The sequence below is a fragment of the Streptomyces sp. NK08204 genome (genome assembly GCF_020400585.1).
Lineage (GTDB): Bacteria > Actinomycetota > Actinomycetes > Streptomycetales > Streptomycetaceae > Streptomyces.
On record NZ_JAINVF010000013.1, the window covers coordinates 126,404 to 150,401 of the forward strand.

Annotated in this window: 19 protein-coding genes and 1 pseudogene; 8 read left to right on the forward strand and 12 right to left on the reverse strand. The window is 73.3% G+C overall.

The features are described from left to right. Positions 1-74 precede the first annotated feature (74 nt). The 3 genes from K7G59_RS20955 to K7G59_RS20965 form a co-directional block, all read right to left on the reverse strand. Positions 75-302, reverse strand: coding sequence for a hypothetical protein (locus K7G59_RS20955; protein WP_225836423.1), 228 nt, complete (start codon positions 300-302; stop codon positions 75-77). A 31-nt stretch (positions 303-333) separates the two neighbouring features. Further along, on the reverse strand, positions 334-1,596 hold the full coding sequence (locus K7G59_RS20960) for an inorganic phosphate transporter (protein WP_225836424.1): 1,263 nt from the start codon (positions 1,594-1,596) through the stop codon (positions 334-336). An 89-nt stretch (positions 1,597-1,685) separates the two neighbouring features. Further along, entirely contained in the window at positions 1,686-2,495 is an 810-nt protein-coding gene (locus K7G59_RS20965; RefSeq protein ID WP_225836426.1) for a lysozyme, read from the reverse strand. Positions 2,496-2,644: 149 nt separating this feature from the next. Between K7G59_RS20965 and K7G59_RS20970 the strand changes: the two genes are divergently transcribed. The 3 genes from K7G59_RS20970 (at position 2,645) to K7G59_RS20980 (ending at position 6,262) form a co-directional block, all read left to right on the forward strand. After that, on the forward strand, positions 2,645-3,337 hold the full coding sequence (locus K7G59_RS20970) for a class II aldolase/adducin family protein (RefSeq protein WP_225836428.1): 693 nt from the start codon (positions 2,645-2,647) through the stop codon (positions 3,335-3,337). A gap of 215 nt (positions 3,338-3,552) precedes the next feature. Next, the gene (locus tag K7G59_RS20975; RefSeq protein WP_225836430.1) at positions 3,553-4,680 is read left to right on the forward strand and encodes an alpha/beta hydrolase; all 1,128 of its coding nucleotides are present in this window, start codon (positions 3,553-3,555) and stop codon (positions 4,678-4,680) included. A 169-nt stretch (positions 4,681-4,849) separates the two neighbouring features. Next, on the forward strand, positions 4,850-6,262 hold the full coding sequence (locus K7G59_RS20980) for a hypothetical protein (protein WP_225836432.1): 1,413 nt from the start codon (positions 4,850-4,852) through the stop codon (positions 6,260-6,262). Positions 6,263-6,288: 26 nt separating this feature from the next. Here the strand turns inward: K7G59_RS20980 and K7G59_RS20985 are convergent. Next, positions 6,289-6,591: pseudogene (locus K7G59_RS20985) on the reverse strand (extradiol dioxygenase); the annotation flags it as partial. 233 nt (positions 6,592-6,824) lie between these two features. Between K7G59_RS20985 and abc-f the strand changes: the two are divergent. From abc-f to K7G59_RS21000, 3 genes are all read left to right on the forward strand, one after another. Further along, on the forward strand, positions 6,825-8,423 hold the full coding sequence (abc-f, locus tag K7G59_RS20990) for a ribosomal protection-like ABC-F family protein (RefSeq protein ID WP_225836434.1): 1,599 nt from the start codon (positions 6,825-6,827) through the stop codon (positions 8,421-8,423). 335 nt (positions 8,424-8,758) lie between these two features. Continuing rightward, positions 8,759-8,980: a helix-turn-helix domain-containing protein gene (locus K7G59_RS20995; protein ID WP_010355597.1), complete on the forward strand. Its 222-nt coding sequence runs from the start codon at positions 8,759-8,761 to the stop codon at positions 8,978-8,980. Positions 8,981-9,107: 127 nt separating this feature from the next. Next, entirely contained in the window at positions 9,108-9,911 is an 804-nt protein-coding gene (locus K7G59_RS21000) for an enoyl-CoA hydratase/isomerase family protein (RefSeq protein ID WP_225836436.1), read from the forward strand. A 399-nt stretch (positions 9,912-10,310) separates the two neighbouring features. Here the strand turns inward: K7G59_RS21000 and K7G59_RS21005 are convergent, their stop codons facing one another. The 6 genes from K7G59_RS21005 to K7G59_RS21030 all read right to left on the reverse strand — a co-directional run bounded on the left by K7G59_RS21005 (position 10,311) and on the right by K7G59_RS21030 (position 18,598). Then, positions 10,311-11,066, reverse strand: coding sequence for an SDR family oxidoreductase (locus K7G59_RS21005; protein ID WP_225836437.1), 756 nt, complete (start codon positions 11,064-11,066; stop codon positions 10,311-10,313). Positions 11,067-11,071: 5 nt separating this feature from the next. Beyond that, complete coding sequence (locus K7G59_RS21010) at positions 11,072-12,856, reverse strand: glycoside hydrolase family 15 protein (RefSeq protein ID WP_225836439.1); 1,785 nt, start codon at positions 12,854-12,856, stop codon at positions 11,072-11,074. Between the two features lie 853 nt (positions 12,857-13,709). After that, a complete protein-coding gene (locus tag K7G59_RS21015; protein ID WP_225836441.1) occupies positions 13,710-14,540 on the reverse strand; it encodes an SURF1 family protein in 831 nt (276 codons plus the stop codon). A gap of 16 nt (positions 14,541-14,556) precedes the next feature. Further along, the gene (locus tag K7G59_RS21020) at positions 14,557-14,790 is read right to left on the reverse strand and encodes a hypothetical protein (protein ID WP_225836442.1); all 234 of its coding nucleotides are present in this window, start codon (positions 14,788-14,790) and stop codon (positions 14,557-14,559) included. Positions 14,791-14,869: 79 nt separating this feature from the next. Further along, on the reverse strand, positions 14,870-15,859 hold the full coding sequence (locus K7G59_RS21025; protein ID WP_225836444.1) for a DEDDh family exonuclease: 990 nt from the start codon (positions 15,857-15,859) through the stop codon (positions 14,870-14,872). Positions 15,860-15,982: 123 nt separating this feature from the next. Continuing rightward, positions 15,983-18,598 carry an MXAN_6230/SCO0854 family RING domain-containing protein gene (locus K7G59_RS21030; RefSeq protein ID WP_225836445.1) on the reverse strand — a complete coding sequence of 872 codons (2,616 nt, stop codon included), beginning with the start codon at positions 18,596-18,598 and terminating at the stop codon, positions 15,983-15,985. Positions 18,599-18,850: 252 nt separating this feature from the next. On the opposite strand from K7G59_RS21030, the gene K7G59_RS21035 reads away from it, so the two are divergent. After that, positions 18,851-19,561 (forward strand): VIT family protein, encoded by a 711-nt coding sequence (locus tag K7G59_RS21035; RefSeq protein ID WP_225836447.1) that lies wholly within the window; start codon positions 18,851-18,853, stop codon positions 19,559-19,561. A gap of 131 nt (positions 19,562-19,692) precedes the next feature. Then, entirely contained in the window at positions 19,693-20,739 is a 1,047-nt protein-coding gene (locus tag K7G59_RS21040) for a zinc-dependent alcohol dehydrogenase family protein (protein ID WP_225836448.1), read from the forward strand. 14 nt (positions 20,740-20,753) lie between these two features. Here K7G59_RS21040 and K7G59_RS21045 read toward each other — a convergent pair whose 3' ends face one another. Both K7G59_RS21045 and K7G59_RS21050 read right to left on the reverse strand, forming a co-directional pair. Continuing rightward, on the reverse strand, positions 20,754-22,136 hold the full coding sequence (locus K7G59_RS21045) for a CoA transferase (RefSeq protein ID WP_225836449.1): 1,383 nt from the start codon (positions 22,134-22,136) through the stop codon (positions 20,754-20,756). A gap of 120 nt (positions 22,137-22,256) precedes the next feature. Continuing rightward, positions 22,257-23,780 (reverse strand): S8 family serine peptidase, encoded by a 1,524-nt coding sequence (locus tag K7G59_RS21050; RefSeq protein ID WP_225836450.1) that lies wholly within the window; start codon positions 23,778-23,780, stop codon positions 22,257-22,259. Between the last annotated feature and the right edge of the window lie 218 nt (positions 23,781-23,998).

Below are 23,998 nucleotides of genomic sequence, written 5' to 3' on the forward strand. Positions count from 1 at the left end.
TGCGAAAGGCTCCCCTCCGGAGCACACCGGAAGGGAGCCTTCCAACGGTCGGTCGGACCCAGGCCTGGGGTCGGTCAGGCCTTGGCCACGATCAGGTGGATGCCGTAGGCCACCGCCGCCGCGCAGGCCGCGAAGCAGACGTAGGCGCCGGTGACGGCCAGGGTGGCGGAGCCGCCCTGCGCCGCGGCCTTCTCCCGGCGGGACAGGCCGTTGACGCCCAGGGTGAACAGGGTCACCAGGCCGACGGTGAATACGAGGCTGACGCCGAAGACGGAGCCGAGGGCCGCCCAGTCGATCTTCATGATGCTTCCTTCAGTAACCGGGTGCTCGAGGTCAGACCGCGGCGGCCGGCGGGGTCGCCGGGGCGGCGGAGGCGGCGGGTTCGGCGGCCTGGGTGGGGAGGCCGGCCGTCAGGCCCTCGGCGACCGTGCCCGCCGGGGGCGGGGTCACGGCGGCGATGGCGGTGGTCACCACGCCGGCCGGCTCCGCAGCGGTGTCGACCTCGTTGACGTTGCTGTGGTCGATGACCTCGCGGCGGGAGTACTTCCAGATCGCGGCGCTCGCTGCGACCAGGAAGACGGCGACGACGGCGGTGCCCCAGTCACCGAGGTCGGTGACGGACTCGGCGCCCGCGCCGACCAGCGCGGCGGCCGGGAGGGTGAGCACCCAGGCGACGGCCATGCGGGTCGCGGTGGACCAGCGGACCACACCGCCCTTGCGGCCCAGGCCCGCGCCCATCACCGAGCCGGAGACGACGTGGGTGGTGGAGAGGGAGAAGCCGAGGTGGGAGGAGGCCAGGATGGCGGTGGCGGCGCTGGTCTGGGCGGCGAAGCCCTGCTGCGGCGCCAGGTCGGTCAGGCCCTTGCCCATGGTGCGGATGATGCGCCAGCCGCCGATGTAGGTGCCGAGCGCGATGGCCAGGCCCGCGGAGAGGATCACCCAGGTGGGAGGGTTGGAGCCGGGGGCGATGGAACCGCCCGCGATCAGCGCGAGGGTGATGACACCCATCGTCTTCTGCGCGTCGTTGGTGCCGTGCGCGAGGGAGACCAGGCCGGCGGAGGCGATCTGGCCGACGCGGTAGCCCTTGCGGGTGGCCTCGGCGTCGGCGTTCCTGCTGATGCCGTAGGAGAAGCGGGTGGCGAGCATCGCGGCGAGGCCGGCCACCACCGGGGCGGCGACCGCGGGGAGCAGCACCTTGGTGACCAGGACGTCACCGTGGACGGCGCCGAAGCCGGCGGAGGCGACGGTGGCGCCGATCAGCCCGCCCATCAGGGCGTGCGACGAGCTGGAGGGGAGCCCGACCAGCCAGGTCAGCAGGTTCCAGAGGATCGCGCCGACCAGGGCGGCGAAGATGACCTCGGGACGGATACCGCCCTCGTCGACGAGACCCTTGGAGATCGTGTTGGCGACCTCCACGGAGAGGAAAGCGCCCACAAGGTTGAGCACGGCGGACATGGCCACCGCGACCTTGGGCTTGAGCGCACCGGTCGAGATGGTCGTAGCCATCGCGTTGGCGGTGTCGTGGAAACCGTTCGTGAAATCGAACGCGAGTGCGGTCACCACCACAATCGCGAGGATCAGCGAGAAGTTTTCCATTTACCCAGGCAATCGTTCGAGGTCATTGGCTGTTGGACCGTAGGCAACCTGGGTGAACGGAAGGTGAACTCAAGCGGGCGTCATGGTGGCTACAACAGGGGATCGGGGTTCCGGTCGGGCCGTGCACCCCAGGCGCCCGTTGGGGACAGGCCGAGTGCGAACGCCCTCAGCCGGGCCGCCGACCCGTGAAAGAGATTCTGGTCACCCGGGAGCCCGCCGTCGGCGCCGTACTGCCAGAACGTCCATCCCTGCCACCCGCCCGGCAGTGCCCCCGGCCCCGAGGTGCCGTGACGGGCGATCCACAGCGCGTGGTCGCCGGCGAAGGCACGGCTGTCGCCGGTGCAGCTCCGCCACCAGTGGGCCGTCGTGTAGATCACCGGCCGGCGGCCGGTCTCCCGCCGGACCTCGTCGCTGAAGGACCGGATCCAGTCGACCATCCGCGTGCTGCTCAGCCCGTAGCACTCGTGCTTGCTGTCGTACGGGTTGTACTCGATGTCGAGCGCGGGCGGCAGCGTCCAGCCGTCCGCCCGCCATGCACCGCCGTGCTGCACGAAGTACGCGGCCTGCCGGTCGCCCGAGGACCTGTCCGGCCGCGCGAAGTGGTACGCGCCCCGGATCAGACCCGACGCGCGCGCCCCCTCGTACTGCCGGGCGAAGTAGGGGTTGACGTAGCCCGTGGACTCGGTCGCCTTCACGTAGACGAACCGCGCCCCCCTGGACCTCGCCTCCGGCCAGTCCACCTGCTCCTGGTGGGACGACACGTCGTGCCCCCGGGGCAGGCCGGTCACCGCCGCCGACGGCCCCCTGGCCGCGGTCGCGGTGCCCGTGAGGGCGAATGCGGCCGTGGCTGCCACGAGGACTGCGGCACCACGGCGGAAGAGGGTGCGGTCACGAGCCATGGGTCTCTCCGGGGTCCAGCGGACGGGCGGACCCCGTCCGGCGGGCAGGAAAGATCATTGAATGCTCTTCGACGGACCGGCCGGCGCTGGTCACGGGCGTGTCACCGCCGCGTCCGCCCGTTCGGCGGTACGACTGGCAGGATCACCGCATGACCGAACAGCGCCGGCACGCGGAAGAAGCGGCAGGGCCGCAAGAGGAAACAGAACTGGCGAGCGCCTGGGCGGCGCTGGTCGCGACCGCCCGCCGGACCGTCGCCGACGGGCTGGTCGTCGGCACGTCCGGGAACGTCTCCGCCCGCGTCGGGGACATCGTGCTGGTGACGCCGTCGGGCGTGCCCTACGACCGGCTCACCGAGCACGACATCACCGGCGTCGACCTCACGGGACGGCAGGTCCTCGGCACGCTGGTGCCGACCAGCGAGCTGCCCATGCATCTCGCCGTCCACCGCACCACCGACGCACGTGCCGTCGTCCACACCCACGCCGTGCACGCCACCGCCGTCTCCACCCTCGTGCCCGAGCTGCCGCCGATCCACTACATGACCAGCGCCCTCGGCGGCGGTGTCCGCGTCGCCCCCTACGCCGCCTACGGCACGGACGAGCTGGCCGACAACATGCTCCGCGCGCTGGACGGCCGCTCCGGCTGCCTCCTGCAGAACCACGGCACCATCACCTACGGCAGCACCCTCGACCAGGCCTACGACCGCACCGCCCAGCTGGAGTGGATGTGCCGCCTGTGGCTGACGGCGTCCTCGGTCCCGGGCCTCACCCCGTCCCTGCTGACCGAGGAACAGCTTGCGGAGGTGGCGGAACGCCTCAAGGGGTACGGGCAGCGGAGGTGAAGCCTCCCGGCCCGTGAAGGCGACCGTCGCCGCGGTCCGTCCGCCGCCCGGCGGGCCCGTCCTCCCCGTGGGTCCGCGCCGCTTTCCGTCCGCCGCGCCGGCGCCCGGCCACGGCCTGGGTTCCCGGTGGTGTCCCAACGCCGCCCACCACGACGGACACCGCCTCGCCCCGCCCTCCACTGGCCGGTGCCGCCGAGCGCCACGACACTGGATCCGTGCACCCAGTCAAAGCGACCGCCGCCGCGGTGACCGCGGTGCTGGCCGCCGGCGCGGCATCCGTGGCCGCCGGCCGGCTCGCCAGCGACGCCGCCCTGAAGGCGCCCGCGGGCCGCCCCCTGCCCACCGAGCCCCGGCTGACCGTGCACGCCACGGCGGCCGGCCAGATCGCACTCACCCGCGACCTGGCCTCCCTGCGCCCCGGCCGCTACGGCCTCGCCGGTGACGGCTCGCACGCGGTCGTCGGCCCCGTGCTGACGGCGGCCCAGCACACCGCCGACACCGTCGTACGCCGCCTCGAACGCGTCACGCACGGCACGCTCGCCCCCGGCGACGCGGTGTGGCTCACCCCGAACGTGTACGTCGGCAACCCGGGCACCGCGCTCGGCCTCGACCACGCCGACATCGACGTGCCCGGCGAACTCGGCACCCTGCCCGCCTGGTTCGTGCCCGGCCAGCGGGACACCTGGGTGATCGCGGTGCACGGCCTGGGCACCACCCGCGAGCACGCCATGAACCTCATGGGCTTCCTGCACGAGCGCCGCCTGCCGGTGCTCGCGCTCGCCTACCGCGGGGACCTCGGCGCCCCGCGCCCGCCGGACGGGCTCAACCATCTCGGCGAGAGCGAGTGGCGCGACGTGGACGCGGCGATCCGCTACGCCGTCCGCTACGGCGCCCGCCGTGTCGTCCTGCTCGGCTGGTCCACCGGCGCCACCATGGCCCTGCGCGCCGCCGAGCACTCCCCGGTGCGCGAGCGCGTCGCCGGGCTGGTCCTGGACTCGCCGGTGCTCAGCTGGGAGGCCACGCTGCGCGCCCTCGCGCACGCCCGGGGCACCCCTGAACCGCTGCTGCCGCTCGCGGTGCGGGCCGCGCAGGGCCGGGCCGGACTCCACGCCGACCAGGTCGCCGGACTCGCCGGTTCCGGCAGCGTCGCCGCGCCCACCCTGATCATGCACGGCCCGGACGACACCGTGGCCCCGTGGCGGTACTCCCGCCGCCTCGCCGCCCGCCACCCCGACCGGGTCGCCCTGAACACCGTGCGGCACGCCCCGCACGCCGCGATGTGGAACGCCGACCCCGAGGCGTACGAGGAACGCCTGCGCCGGTTCCTGACCCCGCTGATGTGACCCCCTCCGCACTTCCGCCGCGGCGTTCCGTTTGAGGCCGCGGGACCGGGGCCGTCCACGGGTCCTCTCCCACGACCGCGCCCTGTGCCGCCCTGTGCCTTGGCCAGCCCCGTCGCCCCCCGTGACATTCCGTTTGGGTTTTCGGACCGTCAACCGGAAGACTGCACCCGTGACGTCCCGTATCCCGCGCGACTCCAGGCTCCGACTTGTCCGACCGCGACCCCTGGCCGCCGCCCCCAGAGCTGTGAACCAGCGGCGCCCACGCCGCCCCGCGCCCCGGCCGCCCGAGGGCACCCCGGCCCCCGCCGAACTGGCCCGGATGGCACGCACCGGCCTGGCCGGCGCGGTCCGCGTCGCCCGCTGGGCCGACACCGCCCTCGGTCCCGGCCGCGACAGCGCCGACGGCAAGGCCACGCTCTCGGACACCACCGCCGAGCGCGCCGCCGCCGACCTGGGCCTGCCCACCGCCCAGGTCCGCAGCGACTGGGACATCGCCCGCCTCGCCGGACTCGTCGAGGTGCACGGCGGCAGCGCGCGCCCCGGCTGGCGGCTGCGCGCCTGGGACCGGGACGACAGCGCCGTACTGCGCGGCTGGGTCGCCCTCTTCGACGCCTGGTCGCTCGCCTACCCGGAACCGGCCGACCACGAGCCCGCCGCGGTCGCCGAGGTCGTCTCGGCCATGCCCCAGGTGCTCTCCTTCCTCCAGCTCTCCGCCGGCCCCGTCCCGGTCGAGCAGCTGCTCGACCTGCTCCAGCAGCGCGTCACCGAGCTGCGCACCGAACGCTGCGAGGTGTCCTACGGGCCCCGGACCGAGGAGACCGGCACGCGCCCGCGCCCGGCGGAACCCGCGCCCGCCGTCGGCACCCGGCTCGCCCCCCTGCTCGACTGGGCCCTGAGGGCCCTCGCCTCCGTAGGCGCCCTGACCTACGGCGCCGGCCAGGCCACGCTCACGCCGCTGGGCAGCTGGGCGGTGTGGGTCAAGCTGGAGCAGATCTGCGTGGCCGCGCAGAGTCCGGCCGGCAACATCGAGCAGTCCGCCGAGGACATGCTCCGCGGCTGCGCCCAGCTCCGCCCCAACGCGGCCCGAGCCGAGTACCGCGCCTGGCTCGCCGCCCGTCCCGTGGGCAGCGCCGTCGGTGAACTCGTCGACGCCGCACGCGGCGACGACGCCCTGCTGCGCGGTCTCGCCTTCGAGGCGCTGCGCGTGGTCGGCGCTCCCGCCGAGCCCGATGTGCGCGCGGTCGTGGACGAGCCCGCCCTGCGGCCGTACGCCCTGCTCTGGCTGGCCGAGCACGACGGGGTCGACCCCGAGGACGCCCATGAGGTCCTCACCCGGGAGGAGGCCACCTGGCTGTGGGTGGACACCGCCGCCGCCGTCGCCGACCACGGCGAGGCGCCGATGCTGGTTCGGCACCTGGAGTCCGCGGTGCAGCCCACCGTCCCCGCGCTGCTGGAGGAGGTCCGTGCCGTCGGCCATCCGCGCACCGTGCAGGTGCTGGTCGCGCTGGCCGCCGCCCACCCCGACCCGGCCCTGGCCAAGGCGGTGCGCCGGGCCGCGTTCCAGGTGCACACCGGGGGATAGGAGGCTCGGGCGCCCAGGCGTCAGTTCTCCACCCCGTGCTCCACCGCCCGCCGGTGGTGGGCGTCGGCGACGTCCACGACGACGTACACCCCGGCGGGGCCCGCGTCCTCCATCCCCGCGTCGAAGAGGCCGCCGCGGCCCTTGGAGCCGATCACCACCACGCCGCTGCCCTGGACCGGCTCGGCGTGCATCACCATGCCGTCCTCGGTCGCGTACACCGACAGCTCGGTGAAACCCGGGGCCTCGGTGAGCTGCTCGATCGCCGCCCGCGCCCCCTCGTACGGCGCCGTCGGGCAGATGCCCGGCCGTCCGCCGCCCGTGCCCGCCATGCAGAGCAGCCGCGCTCCGGAGGACGGGCTCGTCCCGCGGGCTGGGTGCTGCCCGTTCCGCCCGCACCGGCGCTGTGGTGGCCCGAGGGTGAGGAACGCCGTACGCGCGGACCCAGAAAAACCGCTTGCACAGCCCCGTTAGAATTGCCGCATGGCCATTCTCCTCGCGCATTAGACGGCGGGAACGTCCTCAGCCGCCCACCCGCCCATCCTGTACGCCCTGGAGTCTGTCCTTGATCTCCGCCTCCGGTATCGAGCTGCGCGCCGGTGCGCGCATCCTCATCGAGAACGCCACCTTCCGTGTCGCCAAGGGTGACCGCATCGGACTCGTCGGCCGCAACGGCGCCGGCAAGACCACCCTCACCAAGTGCCTGGCCGGCGAGGGCATCCCGGCCGCCGGCCAGATCGCCCGCTCCGGCGAGGTCGGCTACCTCCCGCAGGACCCCCGCACCGGCGACCTCGACGTCCTCGCCCGCGACCGCATCCTCTCCGCGCGCGGCCTCGACCTGCTGATCCGCAAGATGCGCGAGAACGAGCAGCGCATCGCCAACGGCAAGGGCTCCACCCGCGAAAAGGCCCTCAAGCAGTACGAGCGCCAGGAGACCGAGTTCCTCACCAAGGGCGGCTACGCCGCCGAGGCCGAGGCCGCCACGATCGCCGCCGCGCTCAACCTGCCCGACCGGGTCCTCGGCCAGCCCCTGCACACCCTCTCCGGCGGTCAGCGCCGCCGTGTCGAGCTGGCCCGCATCCTGTTCTCGGACGCCGACACACTGCTGCTGGACGAGCCGACGAACCACCTCGACGCGGACTCGATCATCTGGCTGCGGGACTACCTGAAGACCTACCGCGGCGGGTTCATCGTCATCTCCCACGACGTCGACCTGGTCGAGACCGTCGTCAACAAGGTGTTCTACCTGGACGCCAACCGCTCCACGATCGACATCTACAACATGGGCTGGAAGCTGTACCAGCAGCAGCGCGAGGCCGACGAGAAGCGCCGCAAGCGGGAGCGCGCCAACGCCGAGAAGAAGGCCGCCGCGCTGAACGCGCAGGCCGACAAGATGCGCGCCAAGGCCACCAAGACGGTCGCCGCGCAGAACATGGCCCGCCGCGCCGAGAAGCTGCTCGCCGGCCTCGAAGAGGTCCGGATGTCCGACAAGGTGGCCAAACTGCGCTTCCCCGAGCCCGCGCCCTGCGGCAGGACGCCGCTGATGGCCGAGGACCTGTCGAAGTCCTACGGCTCGCTGGAGATCTTCACGGGCGTCGACCTGGCCATCGACAAGGGGTCGCGGGTCGTCATCCTCGGCCTCAACGGCGCCGGCAAGACCACCCTGCTGCGGCTGCTGGGCGGGGTGGAGGAGCCCGACACCGGCCGGGTCGTCCCCGGTCACGGCCTCAAGCTCGGCTACTACGCCCAGGAGCACGAGACCCTCGACCCGGACCGCACGGTCCTGGAGAACATGCGCTCGGCCGCCCCCGACATGGACCTGGTCGAGGTGCGCAAGGTGCTGGGCTCGTTCCTGTTCTCCGGCGACGACGTCGACAAGCCGGCCGGGGTCCTCTCCGGCGGCGAGAAGACCCGGCTCGCTCTCGCCACGCTGGTCGTCTCCTCCGCGAACGTCCTGCTGCTCGACGAGCCGACCAACAACCTCGACCCCGCCAGCCGCGAGGAGATCCTCGGCGCCCTGCGCACCTACAAGGGCGCGGTCGTCCTCGTCACCCACGACGAGGGCGCCGTGGAGGCGCTCCAGCCGGAGCGGATCATCCTGCTGCCGGACGGCGTGGAGGACCTGTGGGGCGCCGACTACGCGGATCTCGTCGCCCTGGCTTGATCGAAAGCCTGATCCACTGGGTATGGATCATTCGGCCGATCCGTGATCCATCATCTGTGTGAGATCTCCTCGTATCGGCGTGTGTCGTACACCGATTTCGCGGCCGGTCCCGGCGTTGCCAAGGGATCGGCCGCTTCGCGTCCCTGACCTGCTGCTTCGCGAATCCACTCGTTCAGCCCCATGGGCGCCACCCCATGGAACAGCGGATTCCGTATGTGGGGACGCGCTCCTGTCGTCACAACGATGTCTCACCGACCTTGCCGAATGGGTGGCCATCACGCCGCGAAGGGGTGATCATGAGGAGACCAGAGCGCACTTCCCATGAGGAGGCACGGGTGGCCGAGACTCTGAAGAAGGGCAGCCGGGTGACCGGCGCCGCGCGCGACAAGCTCGCGGCAGACCTGAAGAAGAAGTACGACTCCGGTGCGAGCATCCGGGCGCTGGCCGAGGAGACCGGCCGCTCGTATGGCTTCGTACACCGGATGCTCAGCGAGTCGGGCGTCACGCTGCGTGGGCGTGGCGGAGCGACCCGAGGCAAGAAGGCCGCGACGTCCTGACGCGGGCGGCCCACCGGCTTCGATGGTGGCCACCCGGTCGGCGGACCGACCGGCCGGGTGGTTACTGTGCAGTCACTTGAGCGTGCCCCACGGCATGCGTGACGACTGCACCCATCGGAGGCGCCCCATGGTTTCGCCCGACCAGGACCTCGCTCCTGTACTCGACAAGGACGGTGTACGGCTCACCGTCGACGACGCACTCGCCACGGTGACGCTGGCCAACCCGGCCAAGCGCAACGCGCAGAGCCCCGCCCTGTGGCGGGCGCTCACCGAGGCCGGCCGGCTGCTGCCGGGCTCCGTCCGTGTCGTGGTGCTGCGCGGCGAGGGCAAGTCGTTCTCCGCCGGGCTGGACCTGCAGATGTTCACCCCGGAGGGGATCCCGGGCGAGCTGTCCTTCACCGATCTCGCGCGTCGTGACGACGCCGGGCTCGACGCGGCTATCGCCGAGTTCCAGGAGGCGTTCACCTGGTGGCGGCGTAACGACATCGTGTCCGTCGCCGCCGTCCAGGGGCACGCCATCGGGGCCGGGTTCCAGCTCGCGCTCGCCTGCGACCTGCGCGTCGTCGCGGACGACGTGCAGTTCTCCATGCGCGAGACCAGCCTCGGCATCGTCCCCGACCTGGCCGGCACGCACCCGCTGGTCGGTCTCGTCGGTTACGCCCGGGCGCTCGAGATGTGCGTGACCGGACGGTTCGTCCAGGCCGACGAGGCGGTCGCCTGCGGCCTGGCCAACCTCGCCGTGCCGGCCGCCGAACTCGACGCGGCCGCCCGGGACCTGGCGGCGGCGCTGCTGGCCGCGCCACGGGATGCGGTGGTGGAGACCAAGGCGTTGCTGCGTGGTGCGACCGGCCGTACGTACGAGGAGCAGCGTGCCGCCGAGCGGGCTGCGCAGGCCCGGCGGCTGCGGGACCTGGCGGGCGTCGGCGAATGAGCCGTGCACCGGACGGGTACAGCGAGCAGCGGTCAGAGGCTCCCGCTTCCACTCCACTGCCGTGACCGGGACGGCCACCGCCGGCTGACCCCCCACGCCGCGCGCACCGCCTCGCGGACCCGTCGGGCCACCTCCACCGGCCCGGTGGGCCGCGCTCGCCGCCAGTTCCGCACGCACGCGCCGGCGCGGCAGGGTCAGCAGGGCAACCCCGGGGGTCGCAGGCGTACTTCCACCGGAGGCGACCGCCGCCGGCGTGGACTCCCGCGCGGGCCTCGACGCCTGAGGGTGAAGACGTCCAGGGCCGTCACCGGGCCGGTGTCCGGTTCCGGTCAGGCGCCCGGCGCAGGGGGCCACTTGAGGCCGGGGGTCCGGCTGAGGGGCCGGGGTTTGCGGCGCCTCTCAGAACCCGTGCCGCATCCCGCCGTCCACGGGCAGCATGATGCCCGTCAGATACGAGGCGGCCGGAGACAGCAGGAACGCCGCGGCCTTCCCGAACTCCTCCGGCCGGCCGTACCTCCGCAGCGGAATCCGCGACTCGTTGGCGGCCCGCGTGGCCTGCGGATCCGCGGACAACCCGTCCAGCTCGCGCACGCGGTCCGTGTCGATACGGGACGGCAGCAGCCCCACCACCCGGATCCCGCGCGGTCCCAGCTCGTCGGCGAGCGACTTGGCGAATCCCGCGAGCCCCGGCCGCAGCCCGTTGGACACGGTCAGCCCGGGAATCGGTTCGTGCACCGATCCGGACAGCACGAACGCGATGACCCCGCCGTCCTCCAGCTCCGCCGCTGCCGCCCGGGCGAACCGCACCGCGCCGAGGAACACCGACTCGAACGCGTCGCGCCACTGCTCGTCGGTGTTGTCCGCGACGAACCCGGGCGGCGGTCCACCCACGCTCACCAGCACGCCGTCGAAGCCACCGAAGTGCTCGCGGGCGGCGGCGATCAGCCGCTCGGGCGCCTCGGGGTCGGCATTGTCCGCCGCCACCCCCACCGCGCCCTCGCCCAGCTCGGCGGCGGCCTCGGCGACCCGCTCGCCGTCCCGCCCGGTGACGACCACCTTCGCCCCGTCGGCGAGGAGTTCGCGCGCGGTTGCGTTGCCCAGCCCGCGCGTGGCTCCGGTGACGACGTACACCCGGTCCTTCAGTCCAAGATCCATGGCCCCTATCCTGCCTCGTCGCTCCCGAACAGGGTGAGGGCGGTGTTCACCAGGGCGATGTGGCTGAACGCCTGCGGGAAGTTGCCCAGATGGCAGCCTTCCACCGGGTCGTACTCCTCGGCGAGCAGCCCCACGTCGTTGACGAGGCCCAGCAGTCGCTCGAACAGCTCCCTGGCCTCTTCGGTACGGCCCGTCATGTGCAGGGCGTCGGCCAGCCAGAACGAGCAGGCCAGGAAGGCGCCCTCGCCGCTCGGCAGCCCGTCGATCCTCGAGTCCCCGGTGTCGTAGCGGCGCACGAAGCCGCCGTGACCCAGCTCGTCGCGGATCGAGTCGACGGTGCCGACGACCCGCGGATCGTCGGGCGGCAGGAATCCGACGCGCGGGATGAGCAGGAGCGCCGCGTCGAGCTCCCGGGAGCCGTAGTACTGGGTGAAGGTGTTGCGTTCGGCGTCGTAGCCCTTCTCGCACACCTCCTGGTGCACCTCGTCGCGCAGCCTGCGCCAGCCTTCCATGTCTCCGCGCAGGTCCGGGTGCTCCTCCAGGGTCCGCACGGCGCGGTCGGCGGCCACCCACACCATCACCTTGGAGTGCACGAACTGGCGCCGGCCGCCCCGCACCTCCCACAGGCCCTCGTCCGGCTGCCGCCACGACGACCGCAGCCACTCCATCAGCGAGCGCTGGATGGCCCACATGTGCGGTCTGGCGGGAAGACCCGACCTGCGGGCCAGGAACAGCGAGTCCAGCACCTCCCCGTACACGTCCAGCTGGAGCTGGTCGACGGCGCCGTTGCCGGTCCGTACGGGCGTGGAGCCGGCGAAGCCGGACAGCCAGGGCAGCTCGACCTCCGCCAGCCGCCGCTCGCCCGCGACGCCGTACATGATCTGCAGGTCGGCCGGGTCGCCCGCGACCGCGCGCAGCAGCCAGTCGCGCCAGGCCTCGGCCTCATCGTGGTAGCCCGCGGCCAGCAGCGCGCCGAGGGTGAGGGTGGAGTCGCGCAACCAGCAGTACCGGTAGTCCCAGTTGCGCACGCCGCCCAGCTGCTCGGGCAGCGAACTGGTGGCCGCCGCGACGATCCCGCCGGTCGGGCTGTAGGTGAGCGCCTTGAGGGTGATCAGGGAGCGGACGACGGCGTCCCGGTGGGGGCCGGTGTAACGGCACAGGGACGTCCAGTGCCGCCAGTCGGTGACGCTGCTGCTCAGTGCCTCGTACGGGTCGATGAGCGGGGGGCGCGGCTCGTGCGAGGGGTGCCAGGTGAGGACGAACGCGACCCGGTCGCCCTCGGCGAGGGTGAACTCCGAGTGCGTGCTGAAGTCCTCGCCCCAGGTGCGTACGGGCGGCTCGGCGCGCAGCCAGACCGAGTCCGGGCCGGCGACGGCCACGCGGTGGCCCTGCGCACGGCGCATCCACGGCACGATCGAGCCGTAGTCGAAACGGAGCCGGAGCGTGCTGCGCACCGTGACCCGGCCGCTGACGCCCTCGACGATGCGCACGACGTCGGGGGCGTGCTCACGCTGTGGCATCAGGTCGGTGACGCGCAGCGTGCCCTCGTCGGTGTCCCACTCGGTGTCGAGGACGAGCGTGTCGGGCCGGTAGGCGCGGCGGGTGCAGGTGCCCGCGTTCTTCGGCGCGATCCGCCAGTGGCCGTTGTCCTCGTCCCCGAGCAGTCTGGCGAAGCAGGCGGCGGAGTCGAAGCGGGGCAGGCACAGCCAGTCGATGGAGCCGTCCCGGCCGACCAGCGCGGCGGTCTGCTCGTCCCCGATCACGGCGTAGTCCTCGATGCGCGGCTTCACGGGATCCGGTTTCCCGGACGGTGAGGGGGCCAATCAGGTGGTGCGCCGGCGGAGTGATGTTTCGACGACGAGCCTGCCGCCGCGGTCGTGCAGCGGTGGCGAGCGTCCTACGGGGTGCCTGCGGGCTCGGGCCACGCGGGTGGGGAGCTGCGTCGGGCGTCCGTCGGGGGCTGCTGGGCGTGCCTTGTCGGGAGTGTGTCGGGTGTCTGTTGGGCTCGGGGCGTGTCGGGGTCTGCTGCCGGGCGTTCGCGGTCGGCGAGGCTGCGGGCTCGGGCCGTGCGGGTCGGGGCTGTTGTCGGGTGCCTGTGGTCGGGTGTCTGCGGGCTCGGGGTGTGTTGGGGGCCTGTGGTCGGGTGTCCGTGATCGGCGCGGCCCGCCGCCGGGCGTGCGCTGCTGGGCGTGCCTTGTCGGGAGTGTGTCGGTTGTCTGCGGGCTCGGGGCGTGTCGGGGTCTGCTGCCGGGCGTTCGCGGTCGGCGAGGCTGCGGGCTCGGGCCGTGCGGGTCGGGGCTGTTGTCGGGTGCCTGTGGTCGGGTGTGTGCCGGCTCGGGGTGTGTTGGGGGCCTGTGGTCGGGTGTCCGTGATCGGCGCGGCCCGCCGCCGGGCGTGCGCTGCTGGGCCTGTCGTCGGGTGCCCGCCGCCGGAGGAGCCCACCCCCGTGTGCCCGCGGTCGGGGGCCTGCCGTAGGGAGTCCGTCGCAGGGGCGCCCGTCGCCGTGGGACCCCGCTGCCCGTCGGGGAAGGTCGTCCGCCGGGGGACGGTCCGTGGGGGAAGGCCGTCCGCCGGGGGACGGTCCGTCAGGGAAGGCCGTTCGTCGGGGGACGGTTGGTCGGGGGAGGCCGTTCCGGTGGGCGGTCAGGCGGTGGCCGGTTCGGTGTTCTCCGCGCGCTCCTCGGCCGCGACCGCTTCCCGCTCGCGCGTCTCGCGCCGGACCAGGACCCACCAGCCGACCGGGACGGCCGCGGCGAACAGCCACCACTGGATCATGTACGCGTAGTTCAGCGGAGCGTCCTCGCGGCCCGGGTCGGAGATCTGCTCCGGCGAGCCGCCCTTCGGCTCGGGTGCCGTCTGCTCGATGTAGCCGCCCAGCACCTGCGCGCCCAGCCGCCGCGCCTGCTGTTCGCTGTTGATCAGCATGATCTGCCGGTCCGGCAGCCCCCGGACGTTCTTGATGCCGCTCGCCGCTGTCGTCTCGTCGGCCTTCAGCCGCCCGGTGATCGTGACCTGGCCGGCCGGCGGGGCGGGGATCTTCGGGAAGGCGGTCTGCGAGCCGTCGGCGGGGATCCAGCCCCGGTTGACCAGCACCACCTTGCCGTCCGTCAGCACGAGCGGGGTCAGGACGTGGAAGCCGACCTCGCCGTCGGCGTTGGTCCGGCGCCGGACCACGACCTCCCGGGCGGTGTCGAAGCGGCCGGTCGCGCTGACCGTGCGGTACTTCTCGGTGCGGGTCACGGCGTGAGCGGGGGAGGTCAGCCGTTCCACGGGCACCGGCTTGGCGTGCAGTGCCGCGGAGACCAGGTCGTTGCGGGCCGAGCGCTCCTCGTACCGGTGCTGCTGCCAGAAGCCGAGCCTGATCATCGTCGGGATCAGGGCGATCGCGACGAGGGTGAGGATCACCCACTGGCGGGTCAGCAGGAAGCGGTAGCGGTGCACCCCACGACGGTACCTCTGAGCCGTGGGGTGCATTCAGGCGGGTACCGGGTCACACCCGGTCGACGAGTCCCACCTTTCCGTCCTCGCGGGCGCAGTGGGCGCCGCAGTAGAACTTGCCGTCCGCCTCCATGCCCTGGCCGATGATGGAGACCCTGCAGTGCTCGCAGATGGGGGCCATGCGGTGGATCGCACAGGAGAAGCAGTCGAACACATGGACGGCACCCTGTGCGTGGACCTCGAAGGTCATACCGTAGTCATTGCCGCAAACTTCGCAATTAGCCATGCGCCACAGGGTGAGCCGTCGCCGCCCTCCCGGCGAGCGGGCGCCGGGCGAGTCGTGCGGCAATCACCCGTCCGTACGGTCACTGTTCCCCGGCCGGCTCCACATCGCGCAGGAGCTGCCCGAAGGCCGCCTCGTCCACCATCGGCGTGCCGTACTGCCGCGCCTTGACCACCTTGGAGGTGCCCGAGTCGGGGTCGTTGGTGACCAGCAGGCTGGTCAGCCGGGAGATGCTGGAGGCCACGTGCAGCCCCGCCTCCGTGGCCCGGTCCTCCAGCAGTTCCCGGTCGACGGAGGTGTCTCCGGAGAACGCCACCCGCATGCCCTGCTTCAGGCGCTTGCCGTCCTCGTAGCGGCCGGGGTTGGGGTAGGGACACGCGGGCCGCTTGCGGGACGGGCGCCAACCGGTCTGCCGGTAATCGCCGTAGCCGCCGCTCGCCTGCCGGCCGATCCGCGGGGAGTCCGACCACTCCCTCAGCGGCCGGCACTCCAGCAGCGGCAGCCGTACGCCGCCCGCCGCCGCGGCTCGCAGACTGGGCCGGAACGCCTCCGCGAGCACGCGCGCGTCGTCCAGCGCGTGGTGCGCCCGCTGCTGGACGACCCCGAAGTGCGCGGCGAGCGACTCCAGCTTGTGGTTGGGCAACGGCAGCCCCAGCTCCTTGGAGAGCGCGATGGTGCACAGCCGCTGCCGCACCGGCGCCTCGCGCCTCGCGCGCGCGTACTCCCGCGCGATCATCTGCCAGTCGAAGACGGCGTTGTGGGCGACGAGCACCCGGCCGTCGAGGCGGGCGGCGAAATCCTCGGCGATGTCCGCGAACAGCGGCGCTCCTTCCAGCACCTCGCTCGTCAGACCGTGTATCCACACGGGTCCCGGATCGCGCTCCGGGTTGACGAGCGTGTACCAGTGGTCCTCGACCTCGCCGCGCGCGTCCAGCCGGTAGACGGCCGCCGAGACGATCCGGTCGTCCCGGGCCAGGCCGGTGGTCTCCACGTCAACGACCGCGTATCCGTTCGGATACGCGGCCGGCCACGGGGCGGGGGAGGACACTGCGGTCGCACGGTCTTCGAGCATGGTCACTGAGGATACGGGCCACGACTGACAGCGCCGTCCCGCAGGTGCCGCCCGTCGCCCGCGCACCCGGCCCGCCGCTCGGACACCGCACACGCGTGCGTGCCGCAGGTCACTGCGGCGTTGTCACCCCAGCGCCGCGACCAAGTCCCCCGCCGTCAGCTGGTCCAGGCCACAGCCGTCGGCCGGGCCCGGCAGCAGGCGGTACAGCGCGCCGGTCGCGCGCTGCGGCGCCACCCCGCCGTGCACCATGGCGAGCAACACGTGCTTCTCGGCCGCCGCTTCGGCCGCCCGCATGTCCGCGTCCGCCGCGTCCCGCGCGGGTTCCCGGTGCTCCGGCTCCGCCAGCGCGCGCACCCGCGCGGCGAACGCGGTGTCCGGCTCCCCCGCGTGCCGCCGGTAGCGCCACAGCTCGTCGCCGGCGTCCGCGCCGTCCGCGCGCCGGACGACGAGCACGTCGTCGCTCCGTGCGGCCGCGTGCCACACCGCCAGGTCCCACAGGGTCGCACGGCCGTGCGCGAAGTACTGGAACAGGTCCCGGGCGGCACAGCCCAGGTCGGCGCTGTGCCGGTACACGTTGTGGTACCCGTCCGCCGACGGCAGGTGCAGGTCCGCCCACAGGAACGTACGGCGGCGCAGGTCGACCAGCATGGGCACATGGATGCGCGAGTCGCCCTCCAGGTCGTAGCGCTGCCGCACCGTACGCGGGTGGTACCCCGCGCCGCGCGCCCCCTCGGCGGCCGACGGGAGCGCCATGAAACCGGCGAACGCGTCGAGCAGTTCCTCGAACGGGATGTTGTTGAAGCTGAAGACGACCGGCACCGCGTAGCGCACCCCCAGCTCGCCGAGCGCGGTGAGGTCCAGGTCGACGTACTCGGTCGCGCCGTCCGGCGCGGGTGCCGAGGTGAGGTCGCCGGAGTGGACGGCCCACCGGTCGCCGTACACGAGGTTCGTGTAGTCGCACAGCCCGGCGAACTCCCAGTCCTCGTCGTACAACGCCACCGACAGGTCCAGGTCCACGCGCTGGCGCGCGGGCTGGGTCCAGTGCAGGAACAGCCGCAGCACCTCGCCCTCGGGCAGCGGCTGGGTGCTGCCGCGCGGCACCGACACCAGCGCCTTGGCGGCGGTGCGCTCGGCGGACGGCACCGCGAGACCGGCGAGCGCCGCGTCGAGCACGGCCAGCTCGAACCGGGGGCTTTCGGCGAGGCGGCGCAGCGCCTCCGCCTCCAGCAGCGCACACGCGCGCCTGGTGACCGCCTCGGCCAGCGGCGCCCGCGTGTCCTCGACCGCGTACGCGCGCGTCACCTGCCCGCGCGGGAAGAACACCCGCCGCTCGCCGGGCAGATGCCGGATCCGCAGGCGGCCCAGCGCGGCGAGCAGCGGACCGGGCCCCGCCTTGGGCAGCGCGCGCCGCAGGACGTTCGCGAACTCCTCCGGCAGCGCGTCGAGTTCGCGCAGCCGCAGCAGATGGTCCAGCCGGCGCAACAGCTCGCCCGGCCGCTGGGCGAGCAGGGCCAGGGCGGTGTCCGCGTCTCGCTCGGCCAGCGCCTGCTCCACGCGCGCGCCCCAGCCGGCCGCCTTGATCCGGCCGCCGCTGACCCGCACGGCCTCCGGGTGGTCGGCCGCCGCGTGCAGCAGGGTCTCGCACAGGGCGTCGGCCGTGCTGCCGTGCCCGACCGGCGTGCCGCGCAGCACGGCGAAGGCGAGGGCCGCGCGCGGGTGGCGGGCATGGTGCTCGAAGGGGTGAAGGATTTCCGCGGCCCTCTTCCACGGGCCCGGGTGGTGCAGCACGTCCTCCACGAGCGAGGGCACCGCGTAGGAGTCCAGCAGGGCGAGCAGCCGGCCGCGCAGCGCGCGGGGCAGCGACCGCAGCCGCGGCGGCGCCAGCAGGTCCGCCGCGCCGCCGGACCACACGCACAGCAGCCGCAGCACGTCCGTCGCGGTGGTCAGGTGTGTGCCGAGCAGCCTGGTGGCCGTCGCGCGCGTGCGCCGGTCGCGCAGCAGTGTGCCGAGCACCAGGGCCTTGGTCTCGCGGACCGGGATGTCGTCCGGGAACCAGTCGAGGGCGGTGGGCGCGTGGTCCAGCAGCACCTTCAGGTCGTCACGGTCCTGCGGCGGCAGCGGAGTGCGCCGGGCCAGCAGGGCCCGCAGCGCCTTCACGGTGTCGGCCGAGACGTCGGTGCCGAGCGCGAGCGGCTTCAGCGGACCCACCGGCACCTCACGTGGGCGGCGGGGCTCGCGCGGAACCAGGAAGGGGTCCGCCGGGTCGATCCGGCGGTGGCACAGCGGGCAGCCGGCGTAGTCCGCGCCGTCCCAGCAGGCGCGGCACACCAGGTGCGCGCACGGCGCCACCGGGTGCACGCTGCCCACGGTGCCGCACAGCACGCAGGGCTGAGCGGGCCACTGCAACAGCAGGGTGAAGACCCGGTCGACGTACAGCTGGAAGGTGTCGTCGGGCACGGAGGCCGGGAAGCTGCGGAACAGCGGCATGTGGGTGCGGTCCGCGCCCAGTTCGGCGTCCAGGTGTCCGATCAGCTGCCGGCCGGCGTCCGCGAGCCCCCTGGGGCCGAGCCAGGCGAGTGCCGTGCGCAGCTGCGCCGTGGGCACGAAACCCCGGTCGAGCAGCTCGGCTTCGAGGGCGACGAGGCCCTTTGCCGTGGACGGGTCGCCCGGGCGTGGTCCGGCCTGGTCGACGTAGACGGTACGAAGGCGGCGGAGCAGCACGGACGCCTGTACGGACAAGCGGAATCCCCCGGAGAAAGAAGACGATCGAGGCGGAGGCGGAGAGTGGGCGCGCTGCGATTCCATGGAAAGGGAGAGAAGGAAGCACGCCTGCGGAGCCGCCCCCGCGATCAGGAACGGTAGCCAGCTCGCGAGCCCGTGCCAATCGATTTTTCTGCGCGAGGCCGGAACGGGGCCTCCCGGTGGTGGTGACGCCACGTCGGAGAGCGTCGGTGCCTCACCGGTGCGCCTCGGGGTGCGATCCTCCGTGCTGTGATGGAACCAACCCATGAGGAGGCCCACGGCGGGGCGCTGGGCTCCCGCCTGAACTGGCTCCGGGCGGCCGTGCTGGGCGCGAACGACGGCATCGTCTCCACCGCGGGACTCGTCGTCGGCGTGGCCGGCGCGACCCAGGCCCGCTCCGCCCTGCTCACCGCCGGACTGGCCGGGCTGCTCGCCGGGTCGATGTCCATGGCGGCGGGGGAGTACGTCTCCGTGTCCACCCAGCGCGACTCCGAGCGGGCCGCACTGGCCATGGAGAGACGGGAACTGCGGGATCAGCCGGAGGCCGAGCTGGTGGAGCTGACCGAGCTGCTGGAGCGGCGCGGCCTGTCCCGGCAGGTCGCCCGGGAGGCTGCCGAGCAGCTCACCGAGCGGGACGCGCTCAGGGCCCACGCGCGCGTGGAACTGGGCATCGACCCCGACGAACTGGCCAACCCCTGGCACGCGGCCTGGGCGAGTTTCCTGGCCTTCACGGTCGGCGCGCTGCTGCCCCTGCTGGCCATCGTCCTGCCGCCGACCGCCTGGCGGGTACCGGTCACGGTCGTCTCCGTGCTCGCCGCTCTGGTCCTCACCGGGTGGACCAGCGCCCGGCTGGGCGCGGCGGCCCCGCGGCCGGCGGTGGTGCGCAACGTGATGGGCGGGGCGCTCGCGATGGGCGTGACGTATGCGGCGGGCAGCCTGCTGGGGGCGGCGGGGGTGTAGGAGACACCGGGGACACCGTGATGAGCGGCCGGTATCGGTGACGGCGTACGGTGAAAGTGCTCACCACTCCTCGAGCGCCCCGCAGAACCCGACACGCTCCCGCACACCCCCGCACGAGAAGGACCGTCGCCATGCGCGCCACCACCATCCACGGCCCGTACGACATGCGCGTGGAGGACGTGCCCGAGCCCGTGGTGCAGTTGCCCACCGACGCCGTGGTGCGGGTACTGCGCGCGTGCATCTGCGGCAGCGACCTGTGGGCCTACCGCGGTGAGGCGGCCCGGCAGCCGGGTCAGCGGATCGGCCACGAGTTCCTCGGCGTCGTGGAGGAGACCGGCTCCGAGGTGAGCACCGTCCGGCGCGGTGATCTGGTGGTCGCGCCGTTCATGTGGTCCGACGGCGTGTGCGACTACTGCCGCGAGGGCCTGACCACGTCCTGCGAACACGGCGGCTTCTGGGGCTCCGTCGGCTACGACGGCGGCCAGGGCGAGGCCGTGCGCGTGCCGTTCGCCGACGGCACCCTCGTCGGGCTGCCCAAGGACGCGGCCTCCGACGAGCGCCTGCTGTCCGCCCTGCTCACCCTCTCCGACGTCCTCGGCACCGGCCACCACGCCGCCCTCGGCGCGGGCGCCCGTCCGGGTGCCACCGTCGCTGTCGTCGGGGACGGCGCGGTCGGCCTGTGCGCCGTGCTGGCCGCCAGGCGACTCGGTGCCGAGCGGATCATCGCGCTGGGCCGGCACGAGGTCCGTACCGACATCGCGCGCCGCTTCGGCGCCACCGACGTCGTAGCCGAGCGCGGGGACGCGGCCGTCGACGCGGTCCGCGAACTGACCCGCGGCCAGGGCGCGCACGCCGTGGTCGAGGCGGTCGGCACCGAGCAGTCCATGCGGACGGCCGTGAACATCACCCGTGACGGCGGCGCGATCGGCTTCGTGGGCGTGCCCCACGGCAGCGGCACCGGCCTGGACCTCGGGGTCATGTTCGACCGGAACATCGCCCTGCGCGGCGGCGTCGCCCCGGTCCGCGCCTACATCCCGGACCTGCTGCCCGACGTCCTCGACGGCACGATCGATCCCTCACCGGTGTTCGACATGACCGTCGGCATCGAGGGCGTGCCCGAGGGCTACAAGGCGATGGACGAGCGAACCGCGCTCAAGGTGCTCGTCACCAACGGCTGAGAGCAGGGAGCCGGTCACCTCCAGCGGGCGGCGTCCGACCCCCACGGCACGGGCGGCTGCGCCCAGCCGGCGGGGCCGCCCGTGAAGGACACCGGGGGCAGGGCGTGCCGCAGCCGTCCGAGCGGGCCGTCCGTCTCGGTGAGCCACGCCTCCGGGCCAGGGTGGGGATCGCCCGCGGTCATGCCCGTGCCCGGGCGGATCTCGTCCGTCAGCCAGCGGGCGGTGCGGGCGAGCGCCAGCCGGACGAGCCTGCCGCCACCGTCGTACGACTGCTCGGTCAGCGCCCGCAGCACGGCCGCCGCCAGCAGATAGCCGCTGCCGTGGTCCAGGGCCTGCGCGGGCAGCGTGCCGGGCTGTCCGGCCGTGCCCTCGGTCGCGGCGATGCCGGTGGCGACCTGCACCAGGCTGTCGAAGCCGCGCCGCCCGGCCCAGGGCCCGTACGCGCCCCACGCCGACACCTGCGCCACGACCAGGCCGGGGCGCCGCTCGGCCAGTGCCCGCGGGGAGAGCCCGAACCGGTCCAGGGCCCCCGGCCGGTAGCCGGTGACCACGACGTCCGCGGTGGCGAGCAGTGCCTCGAAGGTGTCCCGGTCGGTGCTGAGGTCGAGGGTCGTGGACGCCTTCCCGAAGCCGGTGTCGGCATGCTGGTCGGGCAGTTCGGGCAGGCCGGGGGAGTCCACGCGCAGTACCTGCGCACCCAGCAGGGCCAGGGTGCGGGTGGCGACCGGGCCGGCCAGGACCCGGGTCAGGTCCAGGACGCGCAGCCCGGCTGCGGGCAGCAGGGCGGTGGTGGCGGGGTCGAGCGGCGGCAGCACGCGCGCGGGTGCTGCGTCCAGCCGCTCGCGCTCGACCAGCGGTCGTGCGGCCAGCTCGGCGGCCTGCTCGTGCGCGGCCCACGCGCCCGGGGTGCGCAGGGCCACGGCGAGGCCGCCCGCGCGGTAGACGCTCTCCTCCACGTCCAGGGCCGAGCGGGTGGCGAGCCGGCCGGCCAGTTCCTCCGCCGAGGCGTCCTCCGGCAGGCCCAGCGCGGTGAGCAGCCGCGACCGGTGGTGCGGGTAGTTGGCATGGGTGCGCACCCAGCCGTCGGCGGTCCGCCAGAACCGGGACAGCGGTGCGAAGGTGACCGGGGGGCGTCCGTCGACCAGCAGGTGCCGTTCGCTGTGGAAGGCGGTGGCGACCGCGCCGTCGTCGACCCGGACCGCGGGCACCTCCCCGCGGCCGGTCCGGCGTGCCCCCAGCTCGGCGGCGGCCAGTGCGCACGCGCCGACGCAGGCCCGCGCCAACTGTCGCACGGGGAGCCTGGCTTCCAGGGCGCCGGGACGCTCGACCGTCGTCACGCGGGGGAGCAGGGCGGGATCGCCGCCCAGTGCAGTCCATGCAACCGAGATATCTGTCATGACTGCACTATGCATTATTGATTCAATCAACCTATGGGGCCGTGCGGGCGGAACGGGCCGGTCCGGTCATCCGGCCCGCGGCCCGTCCGCCCGTGCCGCGGACATCCCTGTGCGAGGCGCCTACTTGACGGCGCGCAGCGCGTTGACGACGCCGAAGCCGTAGAAGCCGTTGACCCGCGGGCTGCCCGTGCAGGTCGCGTCCACGATCCCGTCGCCGTTGTAGTCGTAAGGCCCGCTCGGGCAGCCGGGGTTGTCCGCCTGGGCCTTGAGCAGGGCCTGCAGCTCGGCCGGAGTGGCGTTCGGGTGCGTCGACTTCAGCAGCGCGGCCACCGCGGCCACGTGCGGGGAGGCCATCGACGTGCCCTGGAGGAAGCCGTACTTGTCGTTCGGCAGCGTGGACAGGATGCGGCCGTTCTTCGACGGCGTGTCCGGGATCTGGTATTTGTCGCCGCCCGGACCGGCGACGTCCACGACGCCGTCGCCATAGCTGGAGTAGTACGACTTGACGCCCTTGACGCCGACCGCGCTCACCGTGACCACACCCGGCAGCTGGGTCGGGACGTCGAAGCACTCGTGCGGGTCGACCGTCCGGGTCACCGCGGTCGAGTCGTCGGGGCTGGAGTCGTCGACGAGGGCGTCCGAGCCGAGGTCGTCGTTGGAGTTGCCCGCCGAGGCCACATTGAGCGTGCCCTTGCTCTGTGCGTACAGCTGGGCCCTGTTGACCGCGTCAACGATGGCACGCTGATCGGGGTCGTCCATGCAGTTGTACAGCCACGGGTCAACGTAGTAGCTGTTGTTGGTGATGTCGATGCCGTGGTCGGCGGCGAACACGAAGGCGCACACGACGCTCTCCGGGTAGAACAGCTGGGTCGAGTCGGGCTGGGCGACGGTGATGCTCGCGACCTTCACGCCGGGCGCGACGCCCGCGACGCCGATGCCGTTGCGGGCCGCGGCTATCTCGCCCGCCACATGCGTCCCGTGGTAGTGGTTGGCATCCGCCGGCCGCCACGCGCCGTAGGTCGTGTCCGCCTTGCCGCTCACGCAGTTCGCCGACTGGGAGGCGGAGAAGTTCGGGGCGATGTCCGGATGCGTGTCGTCCACGCCCGTGTCGATGACGCCCACGGTCACGTCCGGGCTGCCCGGGTTGATCATCGCAGCCTTGTCGGCGCCGATCGCCCGCAGGTCCCACTGGTCGGCCTCCAGGGGCTCCTCGCCCCCAGCCGCACCCTGGGCGGCCTTCGCGGCCTCCGCCTGTGACAGGACCTGCACCCCGCCCTCGTCCGTCGTCCCCGTCGCGCTCAGCGGCGCGGTGCGGGTGGCGCCCGCCGACTGCACCCCGTGCACCTCGCGCATCTGCTTGCCGAAGTCCGGGTTCGCCGAGTGGACGACGATCACACCGATCCGGTCGTAACTCGCCACGACGGTGCCGCCGTTGCGCGTGATCGCCTGCTGTACCGACTCGATCGTGCGCTGGTCCGTGCTGGTGTTGACGACGTACGCGAGGTTCGGTCCGTCCGCCGTCGCTGCCGGGGCCACGGGTGCCGCCGCCGCGATCTGCGACGGCAGGAAGCCGAGCGAGGCGGTCAGCGACAGCACGACCGGCACGGCGAGGGCGAGCCGCCGTCTGGAGCGCAGATGAGCCATGGGATCTCCACATCATCCGGAACGAGAACAGCCCGGACACAGATGGTGCACGGGCAGGTACATGGCGAGTGGTGCAGGGCCGAAGCTATCTCCGCCACGCGATCTACGAAAGAGCACGGCGGACTTGAACCGCTCCGCGCGTGGCGCCGTGACCGTGGGCGAGGGGCCCAGCAGGATCGTGGCCCCCGCCGTCATCACCGTCAGGAGTCGGTCAGTCA